The 15,391-nt window shown below is 65.3% G+C and carries 12 protein-coding genes; 1 reads left to right on the forward strand and 11 read right to left on the reverse strand.

All coding sequences use genetic code 11. The features are described 5' to 3' along the window. Position 1: 1 nt before the first annotated feature. Genes tsaD through BJ994_RS10975 form a run of 6 tightly spaced genes read right to left on the reverse strand, consistent with a single transcriptional unit; the run spans position 2 to position 5,019 of the window. Positions 2-1,069 carry a tRNA (adenosine(37)-N6)-threonylcarbamoyltransferase complex transferase subunit TsaD gene (gene tsaD / locus BJ994_RS10950; RefSeq protein WP_167994079.1) on the reverse strand — a complete coding sequence of 356 codons (1,068 nt, stop codon included), beginning with the start codon at positions 1,067-1,069 and terminating at the stop codon, positions 2-4. Continuing rightward, positions 1,056-1,532 (reverse strand): ribosomal protein S18-alanine N-acetyltransferase, encoded by a 477-nt coding sequence (rimI, locus tag BJ994_RS10955; protein ID WP_425339380.1) that lies wholly within the window; start codon positions 1,530-1,532, stop codon positions 1,056-1,058. The genes tsaD and rimI overlap by 14 nt, the downstream gene beginning before the upstream one ends. After that, positions 1,533-2,183, reverse strand: a complete 651-nt coding sequence (tsaB, locus tag BJ994_RS10960; protein ID WP_167994081.1) for a tRNA (adenosine(37)-N6)-threonylcarbamoyltransferase complex dimerization subunit type 1 TsaB — start codon at positions 2,181-2,183, stop codon at positions 1,533-1,535. Next, entirely contained in the window at positions 2,180-2,737 is a 558-nt protein-coding gene (tsaE, locus tag BJ994_RS10965) for a tRNA (adenosine(37)-N6)-threonylcarbamoyltransferase complex ATPase subunit type 1 TsaE (protein ID WP_167994083.1), read from the reverse strand. Before tsaE ends, tsaB begins: the two co-directional genes overlap by 4 nt. Next, on the reverse strand, positions 2,734-3,897 hold the full coding sequence (alr, locus tag BJ994_RS10970) for an alanine racemase (RefSeq protein WP_167994086.1): 1,164 nt from the start codon (positions 3,895-3,897) through the stop codon (positions 2,734-2,736). The genes tsaE and alr overlap by 4 nt, the downstream gene beginning before the upstream one ends. A 36-nt stretch (positions 3,898-3,933) precedes the next feature. Continuing rightward, positions 3,934-5,019: a carbohydrate kinase family protein gene (locus tag BJ994_RS10975; protein ID WP_167994088.1), complete on the reverse strand. Its 1,086-nt coding sequence runs from the start codon at positions 5,017-5,019 to the stop codon at positions 3,934-3,936. A 42-nt stretch (positions 5,020-5,061) separates the two neighbouring features. On the opposite strand from BJ994_RS10975, the gene BJ994_RS10980 reads away from it, so the two are divergent. Next, positions 5,062-6,408: a family 4 glycosyl hydrolase gene (locus tag BJ994_RS10980; protein ID WP_167994090.1), complete on the forward strand. Its 1,347-nt coding sequence runs from the start codon at positions 5,062-5,064 to the stop codon at positions 6,406-6,408. An 11-nt stretch (positions 6,409-6,419) separates the two neighbouring features. On the opposite strand, the gene mgrA is transcribed toward BJ994_RS10980, so the two are convergent. From mgrA to glgX, 5 genes are read right to left on the reverse strand one after another with little or no spacing between them, the layout of a single operon-like run. After that, the gene (mgrA, locus tag BJ994_RS10985; RefSeq protein ID WP_167994092.1) at positions 6,420-7,466 is read right to left on the reverse strand and encodes an L-glyceraldehyde 3-phosphate reductase; all 1,047 of its coding nucleotides are present in this window, start codon (positions 7,464-7,466) and stop codon (positions 6,420-6,422) included. Beyond that, a complete protein-coding gene (locus BJ994_RS10990) occupies positions 7,463-9,022 on the reverse strand; it encodes an FAD-dependent monooxygenase (protein ID WP_167994094.1) in 1,560 nt (519 codons plus the stop codon). The genes mgrA and BJ994_RS10990 overlap by 4 nt, the downstream gene beginning before the upstream one ends. A gap of 10 nt (positions 9,023-9,032) precedes the next feature. Further along, a complete protein-coding gene (treZ, locus tag BJ994_RS10995; RefSeq protein ID WP_167994096.1) occupies positions 9,033-10,772 on the reverse strand; it encodes a malto-oligosyltrehalose trehalohydrolase in 1,740 nt (579 codons plus the stop codon). Further along, complete coding sequence (gene treY, locus BJ994_RS11000; protein ID WP_167994098.1) at positions 10,769-13,099, reverse strand: malto-oligosyltrehalose synthase; 2,331 nt, start codon at positions 13,097-13,099, stop codon at positions 10,769-10,771. Before treY ends, treZ begins: the two co-directional genes overlap by 4 nt. 35 nt (positions 13,100-13,134) lie before the next feature. Further along, positions 13,135-15,321 (reverse strand): glycogen debranching protein GlgX, encoded by a 2,187-nt coding sequence (glgX, locus tag BJ994_RS11005; protein ID WP_167994100.1) that lies wholly within the window; start codon positions 15,319-15,321, stop codon positions 13,135-13,137. Positions 15,322-15,391: the final 70 nt, after the last annotated feature.

Here is a 15,391-nt window from a genome sequence, read left to right on the forward strand (position 1 = left end):
GCTAAAGGTGGACGGTGCTTACCGGCTGTGATGAGTCGGTGCCGAACCCGATCCCGCTCGGTCTGCCGCCGTCCATGATGATCCGGGCAGCAAGCGCCGCCACCATCGCTCCGTTGTCGGTACACAACGACGACGGCGGGATGGTCAGCGTGATTCCGGCAGCTTCGCAGCGTTCCCGGGTCAGCTGACGCAACCGCGAGTTCGATGCCACTCCGCCGCCCAGCAGCAGCGACGTGATGCCGTGCTCGGTGCAGGCAAGCACCGCCTTCGCAGTAATGACATCGACGACGGCCTCCTGGAACGACGCTGCGACATCGGCTGCCGGCACCGTCACTCCGCGCGCCTCGCAATCCTCGACGTAGCGGGCAACGGCGGTTTTCAGCCCGCTAAAGGACCAGTCGTAACGGTGCGGTCCCGGGGCTTCCGGCGTGCCCAGGTACTTCGGTTGGGTCAGTCCGCGGGGGAAGCGAATAGCCTTCGGGTCGCCGTCGGAAGCCATCCTGTCGATCACCGGACCGCCCGGATACCCCAGGCCGAGGATGCGGGCGACCTTGTCGTAGGCCTCACCCGCGGCGTCGTCGATCGTTGAACCCAGAAGCTCGACGTCGGCGGCCAGGTTCCGGACGCGAAGAATCTCCGTGTGTCCGCCCGAAACCAACAGGGCGCCAAGGTTCTCCGGCAACTCTCCGGCGTCGAGCAGGCCAACACCGACGTGGGCAACCAAGTGGTTCACCGCGAACAGGGGCTTGCCTGTTGCCACAGCCAGCGCCTTGGCAGCAGCGACCCCGACCATCAGCGCTCCCGAGAGCCCTGGACCGGAGGTCACAGCGATGGCGTCCACCTCATCGAGTGTCACCGATGCGTCCTTAAGCGCCTGCTGGAGGGTCGGCACCATCGCGTCCAGGTGCGCCCGCGAAGCGATCTCCGGGATCACTCCGCCGAAACGCACGTGCTCATCCATGGAGGACGAAACGGCGTTGGTCAGCAGGGTGGCGCCGCGGACAATACCGACACCGGTCTCATCACAGGACGATTCAATGCCCAGGACCAGTGGCTCAGCGCGGTTCATGCGCCGCCTCCTTGCTCTCCTCGAAGATCAGGCGCATGACGCAGGCGCTGACGCCGTCACGGTAGTAACCCCGCCGGGTGTGGATATGTTCAAAGCCGAATCGCTCGTACAGCCTGCGGGCTCGCGGATTGTCCTCGCGGACTTCGAGCAGCGTCTCCCTGGCGCCACGGCGACGGGCCTCAGAGAGCATTTCGGTCAGCATGGCGGTGCCGATGCCCTGCCCCTCGAACCCGGGCAACACACCGATGGTCTGGATGTCCGCCGTTGCGCCCACCACCATGACGCCGCAGTAACCCACCACCGCGCCGTCCACCTCGACCACCAGGTACTGCCTGGTCTCGGTCTGCGCAAACTCATCGAAAAACAGTTCAAGCGGCCAGGCGTCCACAGGGAAGAGCTTCTGCTCGAGGGAGCCGACGTGCGGGATGTCCTCCAGCCGCATCGGACGCAATGTGAACTTCACCTACAGCGCCTTCTTCCGCGGGCCGGGAACCTTGGCATCGGATTCACGCAGGTAGAGCGGCGTCGTGTCGCGGAGCGCACCGCCGCCGGACAGCGTCCGATACGCAACTGCTGAGAGCGCCGCCGCATCCGGAGTGAGCTCCCCTGCGTGCACCCGCCCCGCCAACCGGTCTGCGTACAGGCCCGCACCTCGCCCATACACAGGTACGTCGGGAACGTTTTCGGCGGGGCCGACATGCGGCCCATCCAGGAGCTCCGGTGACGGAGAAGCCGCACGGTAGCGTGCCCAGTACACTTCCTTGCGGCGGGCATCGGTTGCCACCGCGAATTCGCCCTCCGCATGACCCGCCTCCAGCGCAACAGCGTCCAGGCTCATCACCCCGTGGAGCGGAACATCCCAGACAAACGCGAGCATCCGCGCGGTCGCGATGCCTGCCCGCAGGCCGGTGAAAGGACCGGGCCCGACGCCGACAACAAGCGCATCGAGGTCGGTTCCGGGTAGGCCCGCTCTGGCAAGCAACTCCTGTACAGCGGGCGCCAGGACCTCCGCGTGTGAACGTGTGTCCGTTGACGCGAAACGCTCCAGAACCTCGCCGTCGCGCGTGAGTGCAGCGCTGGCGGCAGCCGATGTGTCGATTGCAAGAATCATCATCGGGTCAGGGCCCCCAGCTCTGCGTCCGCCCAGCGCGGACCATAGGCGGCGATGCGGACGTGGCGAGGTTCGTCGTCGTCGTCGTTCTCTCTCATCTGGGCTGTCGGCACGACGACGGCGTCCCCGCTCTGGTGACTAGGCGGCACCGTAGAGGGACGCACCAAAGTGACGACGAGCCGGCTCTCGGCAAGGTGCTCCACCCTGTCGGCTCCCCATTCAACCACCGTGACGGAATCATCGACGGTGGATTCGAGGTCCAGGTCGTCTATCTCCGCATCCGATTCCAGTCGGTACGCGTCAACGTGCACCAACGCCGGACCGCCCGTCAGCGAAGGATGGTTGCGCACGAGCACGAAGGTCGGGGAAATGATCCCCTCGCGGACTCCCAGGCCGCGGCCAAGGCCTTGAGCGAAGGTTGTCTTCCCGGCGCCGAGTTCACCGGTGAGGATCAGCAGGTCCCCTGCGGTAAGCCGACTTCCCAGCGACGCAGCAGCGGATTGCAGTTCTTCGACGGAGGACACAGAAAACTCCTGCGACCAGACCGGATCGCTCACGAATCAGCCTCCGGGTCGACGTACCGGCGAACCACGCGGGGGCTGATGCGGGTAACGATCTCGTAATTGATGGAGCCGCACGCACGGGCCCATTCGTCCACGGTGGGTGTGCCGTTGCCGTCGCCGAAGAGCACCACCTCGTGGCCCAACAGGCTGTCGTCCGTGCCGACGATCCCAGTTGCCTCGAAGTCGATGACGAACTGATCCATGGCAATCCGCCCGACCACAGGGTAGCGCCGGCCGTCAACGCTGACCGGGGCGCCGGTGGCGACGCGGGGAACGCCGTCGCCGTAGCCGACAGGGATCAGGCCGAGCGTGGTGCGCTTCTCGGTCCGGTAGGACAACCCGTAGGAGACACCGTGTCCGGCGGGGACCTCCTTGCAGTTGGCGATGGTGGTCCGGAAGGTCATCGCCGGCCGGAGCCCGAGTTCCAGTGAGGTCTGCCCCTCGAACGGCGAGAGCCCGTACATGCCGAGGCCCACGCGCACCAGGTCGAAGTGGCTGTCAGGCCGGGAGAGCGTCCCCGGCGTGTTGGCGAGGTGGCGGACCTCGAGGTCGACGCCGGCGTCCTCGGCTACGGCGACGGCGTCCCGGAAGCGTTCAATCTGTTCGTCGGTTTCCTCGCGGTCGGGCTCATCCGCCACCGCCAGATGGGAGAACACACCGACTACCCGCAGGAGCCCGTCCTCCTGATGTTCCAGCGCTTCACCGAGCAGGGTTTCCCAGTGCTCGGGCGGGCACCCGTTCCGTCCCAGGCCGGTATCAATCTTGAGGTGTACGCGGGCAGGGCGCTCCAGACGGCGCGCTTCCGCAACCACGTGCGCCAGTTCCCAGCCCGAAATTCCGAGGTCTACGCCCATTTCGATCGCAGCGGAGAAGTCGCTGGACTCGGTATGCAGCCAAGCGAGGATCGGCGCCTCAATACCGGCTTCGCGCAACTGCGCCGCCTCGGCGATGTGCGCGACGCCGAGCCATGTGGCGCCAGCTTCCAGCGCGGCCTTAGCCACCGGGACCGCCCCGTGACCGTAGCCGTCCGCCTTGACGACGGCCATTACACGCGCGGGGCTCGCGATCTCGGCAATATGGCGCACGTTGTGCCGCACGGCGGCAAGGTCGATGTCCACCCGTCGTTCCGGTAGCGGGGTTCCTGAAAAACTCACAGGACCATTCTGTCAGTTATCGACGAGCGTCCACCCTCAGGCATCCGACTGCGTGGCTATCGTCGCCGTCGCCCGCCGCACCGCTTCCGGCGGAACGTCCGTCACAATGTGTTCAAGGAAGGCATAGCGCCGCAACCACTGTTTGCGGACGCCGTCGCGGCCTGCGCTCATCCGGCGCCACCAGTCCGCAATGTCGCCCCACCCTGGCGCCGCAAGCGAGCCACCAACTTCCTGGACGGAGAGCGACGCACACAGGTTCGCGAATGCCAGCCTGTCCGCGAGCGGCCATCCAGCGAGATCGCCGGTAACAAAAGCGGCTCCGAAACAGTCTCCCGCACCCGTCGGGTCATACGCATTGACCGGCAGTGCCGGCACCCACTCCTCTTCTCCCGTGATTGAGTCGACGGCGATCGCTCCCTGTTGGCCAATGGTCACCACCGCTACCGGCACACGGTCGGCGAGCGCGTACAGCGCAGCCCACGGATCCTGCGTGCGCGTGTAGGCCATGGCTTCGACGTCGTTGGGCAGGAACGCGTGAAAGTGCTCGAGTGTATCCAGCGCGTCACTCGACCAGGCACCGCTAGGATCCCATCCCACGTGACCGAATAGGCGGGTCCCGTTCGCGCGGGCGGCGATCGCCCACGGCTCAACTGTCCTGCCGACGTCGACGACGGCGGCCCGGCAGCGCGGCGGGTCCTGCAGCAGCTCGGAAGCGGACAGCGGGGACGGATGCCCGTGAGTGACCATGGACCGGTCCCGGTTGACCGACAAGGACACGGTGACCGGGGAATGCCACTGCTCGAAGGTTCGCGAATGGGAGAGGTCAACGTGCTCCTGGCCCTGCAGGATGCTGCGGTTGAAAGCACCGTAGCCGTCGTCACCAAAGGCCGCCGCCAGTGTGGTGTGCAGGCCGAGCCTGCTGGCGGCGATCGCCTGGTTGGCCACTCCGCCCGGGCAGGAACCCATGCCGTCTGCCCACACCTCGGTTCCCGGCATTGGCAGCCCTTCCATCCCGGTGAAGATGATGTCGAAGAACACCGAACCGGTGAGCAGGAGGTCAAACTCCGGGTCTTCCCCTGTGCGGGAGGACGCGAGCGGGTCGAATCGAAACTGGGTGCCCATGTACGGCACGATACTCTTAGGCCTTCCACGAAGGAGCGCACCATGAAGTTGGCTGTGATCGGCGGCGGCGGGTTCCGCGTGCCGCTCGTGTACCGGGCCCTCAGCACCGGCACTTTTCGCGGACTGATCGACGACGTCGCACTGTACGACGACGACCCCTCGCGTGCTGCTGCCATCGCCCGCGTGACCGCGGACATGCCCCTTCCGGCGGACGCGCGTCCGCCCCGGGTCAACGTGTCCGCGAGCCTGGAGGAAGCGCTGGCCGGCGCCGTCGTCGTCTTCGCCGCCATTCGCCCGGGTGGGGCTGCAGGCCGGGTCCTGGATGAGCGGGTGGCTCTTTCCCACGGAGTGCTGGGACAGGAGACGGTTGGTGCCGGCGGCCTGTCCTATGCGCTCCGTTCGGTCCCCGCGATGCTCGATTTGGCCGAGAACATCACCCGGATCTGTCCTGAGGCGTGGCTCATCAACTTCACGAATCCCGCGGGCATCATCACCGAGGCGCTACAGCCTCTCCTGGGCCGGCGGGTGATCGGCATCTGCGATTCCGCGTCCGGCCTGGTGCGCCGGGCGGCCGCTGCAGCCGGCGGATCGCTGCCGCTCGGCACGCTCACCGGTGTGGACTACGTCGGCTTGAACCACCTGGGCTGGCTGCGTCAGCTGGAGTACGACGGCGGCGACCTCCTGCCCGGGCTGCTCACCGATCCCGCGCGGCTGGCAACGTTTGAGGAAGGCAGGGTGTTCGGGCCGGAACTTCTCTCGACACTGGGGGCGCTGCCGAACGAGTACCTCTTCTATTACTACTTCCACGCCGAAGCGCGCCGCGCGTTGGCATCCGCTGCTGAGACCCGTGGGGAGGCGCTCCAGCAGCAACAGGAAGGGCTATATCCGCAGCTCCTGTCCGGAGAACGGCCCTACGCCCGCTGGGAATCCGCCCGCCGGAAGCGGGAGGAAGGCTACCTCGCCGAAGCCCGCCCCGCAGAGGAGTCCCGAAACGAGGAAGACCTCGCCGGCGGCGGGTACGAGCAGGTGGCCCTCAATGTCATGCACGCTCTGCTGACCGGCGTTTCCACGGAGTTGATCGTCAACGTCCGCAACGGCAACGCCATCGCGGAAGTACCGGCCGACGTCGTCGTTGAAGTACCCGCACGTATCGACGCCCACGGTGCAACCGCGCTGCCGATCACTCCGCCGAGTCTCCATCAGCTCGGTCTCATGGCGCAGGTCAAAGGCGTGGAGCAGGACCTCATTGCCGCCGTCGTACACGGAGACCGGACGCTCGCCCTTCGGGCATTCGCGCTGCACCCGCTGATCGACTCGGCTCACACGGCCCGTCGGCTGCTGGCGAAGTACGAGGAAGCCTTTCCCTCGCTACGCGGGCTGTGGCGGTAGGGCAAGCGGACTCAGGCGTCGAGCGCCCTTGCCCACAGGTTGATGTCGGACTCGACAGCGAACTCGTCAATGGCGTGTAGTTCGTCATCGCTGAAGTCCAACTGGTTGATCGCGCCCAGACTGTCCTCAAGCTGCTTCACGCTGGAGGCGCCGATCAGCGCCGAGGTGATCGGGGACCCCTTGCCCTGTGGCCGGAGGATCCACGCGATCGCCATCTGCGCGAGGGTCTGGCCACGGGATTCGGCGATGCTGTTCAGACCGCGAACCCGGCGAAGGTTGTCCTCGGAGAGATGGTCCTCCGACAGGGACTTGTTCGACGCCGCACGCGAGCCCTCCGGGATACCGCCAAGATACTTGGTGGTCAGCAGACCCTGCGCCAGCGGTGAGAAGGCGATGGAACCAGCACCTACCGACTCCAGTACCTCCGGCAGGTTCGGCTCTCCGTTCTCGACCCACCGGTTCAACATCGAGTACGAGGGCTGGTGGATCAGCAGCGGCGTGCCCAGATCCCGCAGGATGGCTGCGGCCTCGGCCGTCTTCTCAGGCGAGTAGGAAGAGATGCCCGCATAGAGTGCGCGGCCGGAGCGCACAGCGGTATCAAGTGCCCCCATAGTTTCCTCAAGCGGCGTTTCCGGGTCAGGACGGTGGCTGTAGAAGATGTCGACGTAGTCCAGGCCCATCCGGGACAGCGACTGGTCCAGGCTCGCCAGCAGGTATTTGCGCGAACCAAAGTTTCCGTACGGGCCGGGCCACATGTCGTAACCGGCCTTGCTTGAGATGATCAGTTCGTCGCGGAACGGCTTGAAGTCGTCCTTGAAGTGCCTTCCGAAGTTGGTCTCAGCCGAACCGTAGGGAGGTCCGTAGTTGTTGGCGAGGTCGAAGTGCGTGACGCCGAGATCGAATGCCCGGCGAAGGATGTCCCGCTGCACGTCGAACGGCTTGTCATCGCCGAAGTTGTGCCACAGGCCCAGGGACACGGCGGGCAAGTGCAGCCCACTCCGCCCGACCCGGCGGTACGGCATGGTGTCATAGCGGTTATCTGCAGGGTGATAAGTCATCCATTCATCCTAGAACCTGGACGGGCGTTCCACTGATCCGGCAACAGCGGACGCAACATTGACACCGCCCTGTGCACGGGAGCGGTTCCAGCCACAAAACCGTCGGGGCGCACCAGGTAGCAAGTCCCATCCAGCAGTCCCTTCCCGGGAGCGGAACGGAACAAGTGCACGGGAATGTTCAAACCGCGCCCGACGGCGTCCGCCACCTCCGCGTCCACGTCGCCATAGACGTGAACCTGCCACATCGCGGAACGTAGCGCCTCGAAGTTCTCGCCGGTCCAGGGAAGCCGCCTGCCGACCACTCGCCCACGCCGGCGGCCGCGTGCGGGAGCCTGCCTGGCGGCGTCGTCGTTCATTGGATTGCTATCCAGCCAGTAATGGATCCGGAGCTGGGAGAGATAGCCGATCAGACGCCGCGCGATCGGAAGCCGCGGCACCACCCGGATGGCCACCGGGACAAGGAACCGCGGCGCGGCACGCCGCACGGTGCGGGCCACCGGATTGCGGGAGGTCACCAAAGCGAACACGCGGTCGGTGCTGTTGACGAGCCTCAGCGCGACGGGCCGCCGCTCGGCTTCGTACCGGTTCAGCAGCTGCTCGGAGGACCGCCCGGAAAGAACCTCCGCCAGCTTGAACGCAAGGTTATGCGCGTCCTGAAGGCCGGTATTCATTCCCTGCGCACCCACCGGCGAATGAACATGACCCGCATCTCCTGCGAGAAACACCGGCCCCTTCCTGAACTGTGCGGCCACCCGGTGATGGATGCGGTAGGTGGAAAACCAGATCGATTCCCGGTAACCGACGTCGAACGTCTGCTGCAGGCGCTCCCGGGCAAGGAACTCGGGGACATCCTCGTTGCCGGTAGTGCGAAGGACGCCAAGCAGGCGGTGGTGTCCGTCCGGGCCCATGGGGAAGCCGAGCAGGAACTCGTCCGCACCGAAGCGCAGGTTGACGCTGTCCTCGGCCACCCCCTCGGCGCCCATTACATCGGTCACGTAGAAGGTGTGTTCATTCGTCAGTCCCTCGAAAGGTATGCCGGAGAGTTTCCGCACCGCCGACGAACCGCCGTCCGCACCCACACAAAAGCGCGCGCTGATAGAGAGCGCTTCAGTTCCCGCACAGTCGGCCGTGACCCTGACGACGTCGTGCTTGAGGTTTACGAGTTGCCGCCCCCAGTGCACAGCTCCGCCGAGTTCTTCCAGCCTGTCAAGCAGGATTTGTTCGTTCTTGCTCTGCTCCAGGACGTGGATGCCCGGGTAGGGCGTGAGGTCCGCACCGATCGTGCCGATGGGAACCGCGCCGAAGGATGAGGCCTCGTAGCCGGGACGGATCTTGGCGACGGGCCAACCCTCGGACAGCACGCGGTCGATCACACCCAGCTGGTCGTAAATCTCCATGCTTCGCGAGTGGACTCCCAGGGCACGGGATTCGCGCGTAGGGCCGTCCTTGCCGTCCACAACCAGCACATCGACGCCGAGCTTCGCCAACCACGCGGCGAGCATCAGCCCGGTGGGGCCGGCTCCCACCACCAGCACTTCTGTTCGAAGCTCGCGCATGGTCGGTAGGCTACACCTTCAGGATTGCCGCACCATGAGCGGGCAGGGTCACCGTTCCGCTTCCAATCGACTCGCCCGGCTCGGTACTCAGCAGGACCTCCTTCGCTGCCAACGGCACCTCCCGCTGCTCGCCTGCGAAATTGACGACGACGGCGGTGCGCTTACCCCTGCGAAGCACCAGCCAGCGCTGGTCTTCGTCGAACTCGACGCTCACCGAGGTGAAGTCCGGGTTGCGCAGGTCCTTGTTCTCCCGGCGGAGCCTGATCAGGTCCCGGTAGATGTTGAGCAAGCCGGCTTGGTCCTGACGCTCCAGTTCGCTCCAGTCGAGCTTGGCGGACGCGAACGTCCCCGGGTCCTGTGGATTGGGCACGGCTTCCGGGTCCCAACCCATCTTCTCGAACTCGGCAAGGCGGCCCTCTGCAGTGGCCTTGCCGAGCTCCGGTTCGGGGTGCGAAGTGAAGAACGGCCACGGCGTGGTGGCACCGTACTCCTCACCCATGAACAGCATCGGCGTGAACGGGCCGGCGATGTTCAGGACGGCGGCCTGGGCCAGTTGGGCCGAGTTCAGCGTTCCGCTGAGGCGGTCCCCTGCGGCGCGGTTGCCGATCTGGTCGTGATTCTGTGTGCACACCACCAGCTGATGCAGGCTGTGCTTAGCCGGGTCGATCGGCCGTCCGTGCGACCGTTCGCGGAAGGAGGACCAGGTTCCGTTGTGGAAGAAGCCCTCCCGATAAACCTTGGCGAGCGCGCCGACGGAATCGAAGTCCGAGTAGTAACCGGCTGTTTCACCGGTCAGGTTCACGTGCGCCGCGTGGTGGAAGTCATCGCTCCACTGTCCTGCGAGTCCGTAACCGCCTGCGGAGCGTGCTGCGATGAGACGTGGATTGTTCAGGTCCGATTCCGCGATCAGGAACAGCGGTTTACCCAGCTCTTCCGCGCAGTGCGCGGTCTCGACCGCGAATTCCTCAAGGATGTGGATCGCGCGCTCGTCATGCAGCGCGTGCACGGCGTCGAGCCGTAGGCCGTCCACGTGATAGTCGCGGAACCACATGAGCAGATTGTCCACAACGTAACGCCGCACCTCGTCAGAGAGCGGGCCGTCGAGGTTCAGCGAATCCCCCCAGGTGTTGGCTTTGCCCTCGGTGAGGTAGGGCGCGAACTGTGTCAGGTAGTTCCCGCTCGGCCCAAGGTGGTTGTAGACCACGTCCTGGATCACGCCCAGCCCGCGCTGGTGCGCTGCGTCGACGAAGCGCTGGTATCCCTCCGGTCCACCGTAGAGCTCGTGGATGGCGTACCAGAGGACGCCGTCGTATCCCCAGTTGTGGGTGCCGTTGAACGCGTTGACCGGCAGCAGTTCGATGTACTGGACGCCGAGGTTCGCCAGGTAGTCCAGCTTTCCGACGGCGGCGTCGAAGGTGCCCTCAGGGGTGAAGGTGCCGATGTGCAGTTCGTAGATGACGCTGCCGTCGAGGCCAGGGGAAACCCAACTGTCGTCGCTCCAGGAGTAGGTGCCGGCGTCGAACGTTCGGGACAGCTTGTGCACACCCTCCGGCTGCCTTCGCGAGCGCGGGTCCGGCACGGGATTCTCCGCGTTGTTGAGCAGGTAGCCGTAGTCGACCTCGCCGGTAGCGGGCGCGCCGGGTGCTTCCCACCAGTCGCCGTCACGGGCAACCATCGGATGCTTCTGGCCGTCTGCGAGCAGCGTCACGGACTGGGCCTTCGGTGCCCAGACATTAAACCTTGAACTCATCGTGTGTCCTCCTTCACAAGCAGTGCCACGGGATAGGTTTCGAACAGCCGGTTGACCGGAACAGGGCCGCCCTCAAAGCCGGTGCCCGTAATGGCACAGCTGTACGCGCCCTCGGGCAGAACGACGGCGGTGTCCCGCCAGCCGCCGGCCCGGTCCAGTCCCAGTGGGAGTCTGGTGACCGCCGTAACAACGCCGCCGCGGTCGAAGGCGAACACATGCTCCGCCGCCGGGCCCGTGGCTGTCACCGAGCGGTAGGTCGAGAACAGTTCCGGCGAATCCCTGCGTAGCCGCAGCGCTCGGGAGACGACAAGGAGCTTGGCCATCCCGCCGTCGTCAATCTGCGGAAGGGCGCCGAATGCCAGGTCCACGAGGCCCTGCTTGCGCAGTCCAAAGTCGACGGGACGGCGGTTGTCCGGGTCCACCAGCGAGGTTTCCCAGAGCTCGGAACCCTGATAGACGTCGGGAATGCCCGGGATGGTGAGCTGCAGCAGTTTCGCCGATAGGGAGTTGGACCAGCCCGGCGCAGACACGCGCTCCACCAGCGAAGTCACAAGCCGGTGCACCTCCGCGTCGTCAAAGGCGGCGTCGACGGCGGCATGCATCTTCTCTTCGAAGGCATCGTTCGGCGCGGTCCAGTGCGTGCTCGCATCTGCTTCGCGGGAAGCTTTCTCAACGTAGGCGTGCGCGCGTTCCCTGCTTAGCGGCCAGGCGCCAATGAGCGCCTGCCACATCAGCGACGCGAACGCCCTGTCCCCGATCGGGGCCAGGCGGTCCAGCTGCTCCAGTGAGGCCACCCATTCTTCGGCGATCTCCGACAGCACCGAGATCCGGGCCCGCGTGTCCTCGCCGCGCTTGGTGTCGTGCGTGCTCAACGAGTTCATGGTGAGCGGCGAGGACTCCTGGCGTTCCAGCAGTGCACGGTGGAGTTCGTACCCGTCGAGCGCGAAAATGGACGGATCCGCGCCAACCTCGTTGAGGGAAGTGAGCCGGTTGTAGCGGTAGAAGGCAGTATCCTCGACGCCCTTGGCCATGACCATGCCCGAGGTCTGCTGAAACCGTACAGCCAACCCAGACAGGTCAGCGCCGTTGTCCTCAGCTCCCCCATCTTCAAGGAACGGATTCAGGAGCGGATGCAGCGCGTCCAGAACATTCGCCAGCTCCGGCCTGCGGACCTTCGCGCTTAGGACTGCTTCGGCGAGGTAGTGCGCGCCGTCCGGAAGGTAGCTGCGGTAGACCGGGAAGCAGGTCAGCAGCTCGGCCAGCGCATCGGCGCTCTCTTCGAAGTCCAGGCCCGCCTCCTGCGGAACCAGCCGTGCAAGGCGCAGCACTTCAGACCGCAGGATTCCGTCCGCGATTCCGCGCTTGGTGCCGTGGATCATGTGGACGAACGGTTCAGTTGGAACAGCCGCTTCGAGCGCGGGGCGGCCGGCAGGATCGACGAACAGCCGATCAATCAGCGCAAGCCCGTCGTAGCCGGTGGTTCCCTCGCACGCCCACCGCTCCGGCAACTCCTCGCCGGGTTCAAGGATCTTCTCCACCAGCGTGTAGGCGCCGCCGCTGAGTTCGCGCAGCCGGTCGAGGTAGCCTGCCGGGTCGGCGAGCCCATCCGGGTGATCGATGCGCAGCCCGTCCACCAGCGATTCGCCGAACCAGCGTCGAACCTCGGAGTGTGCCTCGTCGAATACCCACGGGACCTCCACCCGGATGCCCGCCAGCGTGTTCACGCCGAAGAATCGCCGGTAGTTCAGTTCGCTGTCCGCGCGCCTCCAGTTCACCAGCTCGTAGTGTTGCCGGGCGTGCACCTGCGCGCCGGTGTCACCCGGCTGCGCCGTACCGTCTGCGATGGGGAAACGGTTCTCGTAGTAGTGCAGCTCGCCGTCGACAATCTTGAGCTGGTCCACCTCGTTGTCTCCGTCGCCCAGCACAGGAATGCGAATGCGTCCCCCACCGGCGTCCCAGTCGATGTCGAACGCCTCGGCATACCGGGAGTCCCGTCCCTTCGCGAGCAGATCCCACCACCATGTGTTCTGGGCCGGGGTGGCCACACCGACGTGGTTCGGCACGATGTCCACGAGCACGCCGAGACCGGCCCCGTGCGCGGTCCGGCACAGGGCGTCGAACGCCTCCGGCCCACCACGCTCGGGGTCGATCGTGGTGGGGTCGGTGACGTCGTACCCGTGGTCGGATCCCTGCTCGGCCGTCAGCACCGGTGAGAGGTACACCCAGTCCACCCCGAGGTCTTTCAGATAGGGCACAACCTCAACGGCGGCGGACAGGTCGAAGCTAGAACGAATCTGCAACCGGTAGGTCGACTTGGGTGCCTTCACGTACTTCTCCTCCAGGTGCTCTGAACGTGCCGGGCTCAGGCTGAGCCGGTCTTCGCGGTGTTCTCGTTGGCGAGGATCGCAAGCGATGCCGCGACAGAGTGGTCAAGGTCTTCTGCCTCGGCATGCGCACGCAGAACCACCATCGACTTGGCTTCCACCGTCACCGCCGCACCGGCCGGGATGGGGTCGGAGTCCGCGTAGACACCTGCGGTGTCGATGACCTCGTCCCACATCGGCCCGTATTCCTCGGACGGCACCGTGAACTTCACCGCTTCATCGTGGGCGTTGAAGTAGAGCAGAAAGTTCAGGTCGGTGATGCGCTGGCCGCGCTGGTCCCGTCCGCGGATGCCCTGACCGTTGAGGAAGACGCCGATGGAGCGGCCGAAGCCGTCATTCCAGTCTTCCGGAGCCATGAGCTCGCCCTCAGTGTCCAGCCAGACGATGTCCGGCAGCGCCTCGCCCTCTCCACGCCGAACCGGCCGGCCGTCGAAGAAACGACGACGACGGAACGTCGGGTGCTCGGAGCGCAGCCGGCTCACGGCTGCCGTGAACTCGAGCAGCGGCTGGTCCAGGTTGTCCCAGTGCACCCAGGACAGCTCCGAATCCTGACAGTAGGTGTTGTTGTTGCCGTCCTGCGTGCGGCCCAGTTCATCGCCGTGCAGGATCATGGGCACGCCCTGTGACAGCAGGAGCGTTGCGATGAAGTTCCGCTGTTGCCGAACGCGCAGGGTCTGCACCTCAGGATCGTCGGTGGATCCTTCGGCGCCGCAGTTCCACGAGCGGTTGTGGGATTCGCCGTCGTTGTTGTCTTCGCCGTTGGCCTCATTGTGCTTCTCGTTGTAGGACACGAGGTCCCGCAGCGTGAAGCCGTCGTGGGCCGTGACGAAGTTGATCGATGCCACCGGCCGGCGCGCCGAATGCTCGTAGAGGTCCGCCGAACCCGTCAGCCGCGAGGCAAACTCCCCGATGCTGGAGGGCTCGCCGCGCCAGAAATCGCGCACGGTATCGCGGTATTTACCGTTCCATTCCGTCCACTGCGGAGGGAAGTTGCCCACCTGGTACCCGCCGGGACCAACGTCCCAGGGCTCGGCAATCAGCTTCACCTGGGACACGACCGGATCCTGCTGCACGAGTTCGAAGAACGCGCTCAGCCGGTCCACCTCGTAGAACTCGCGGGCCAGGGCCGAGGCAAGGTCGAAGCGGAACCCGTCAACATGCATTTCCGTGACCCAGTAGCGCAGCGAATCCATGAGCAGTTGCAGCGAGTGCGGGTTTCCAACGTTCAGAGAGTTACCGGTGCCGGTGGTGTCCATGTAGTACTGCTTGTCGTCCTCCACCAGCCGGTAGTAGGACGCATTGTCGATGCCGCGCATCGAGAGCGTTGGCCCCATGTGGTTGCCCTCCGCCGTGTGGTTGTACACGACGTCGAGAATCACCTCGATGCCCGCCAGGTGCAGCTCGCGGACCATGGCCTTGAATTCCTGCACCTGCTCGCCTTCATCGCCGGTGGAGCCGTAGGCGTTGTGCGGTGCGAAGAAGCCGATGGTGTTGTAGCCCCAGTAGTTGGACAGGCCCTTTTCCTGCAGCGTGCTGTCGTTGACGAACTGGTGCACGGGCATGAGCTCGATCGCCGTGACGCCGAGCTTCTGCAGGTGCGCGATAACCGCCGGATGGGCCACGCCGGCGTACGTGCCGCGCTGCTCCTCCGGGATTTCCGGGTGCAACTGCGTGAGCCCCTTGACGTGCGCCTCGTAGATCACCGACTGGTGGTACGGGGTGCGCGGCATGCGGTCGCCGTCCCAGTTGAAGAAGGGATTGATGACAACGCCGAGCATCATGTGCGCCGCGGAATCCTCATTGTTGACCGAATGCTCGTCGCCGAAGTTGTAGCCGAACAGGGCCTGGTCCCAGTCGATCTGGCCGTGCACCGCTTTTGCGTAGGGATCCAGCAGCAGTTTGTTCGGGTTGCAGCGGTGGCCCTCGTCCGGATTGTTGGGCCCGTGGACGCGGTATCCGTACTTCTGCCCGGGTGAAACCTGCGGCAGGTAGCCGTGCCACACATAGCCGTCCACTTCCTTGAGTTCGATGCGGGTCTCCGCGCCGTCGTCGTCAATCAGGCACAACTCCACCTTCTCGGCAATTTCGCTGTAGAGCGCGAAGTTGGTTCCCGTGCCGTCATAGGTTGCCCCTAGCGGATAGGCATCTCCTGGCCAAAGCTCCATGTGTTCTCCTTGCTCGTTTCAATACTCAGTTCGGTCCTCAGTGAAGTTGACCGAATGTTCTCAGTGACCT

Origin of the sequence: Arthrobacter pigmenti, assembly GCF_011927905.1 — a bacterium.
GTDB lineage: Bacteria > Actinomycetota > Actinomycetes > Actinomycetales > Micrococcaceae > Arthrobacter_D > Arthrobacter_D pigmenti.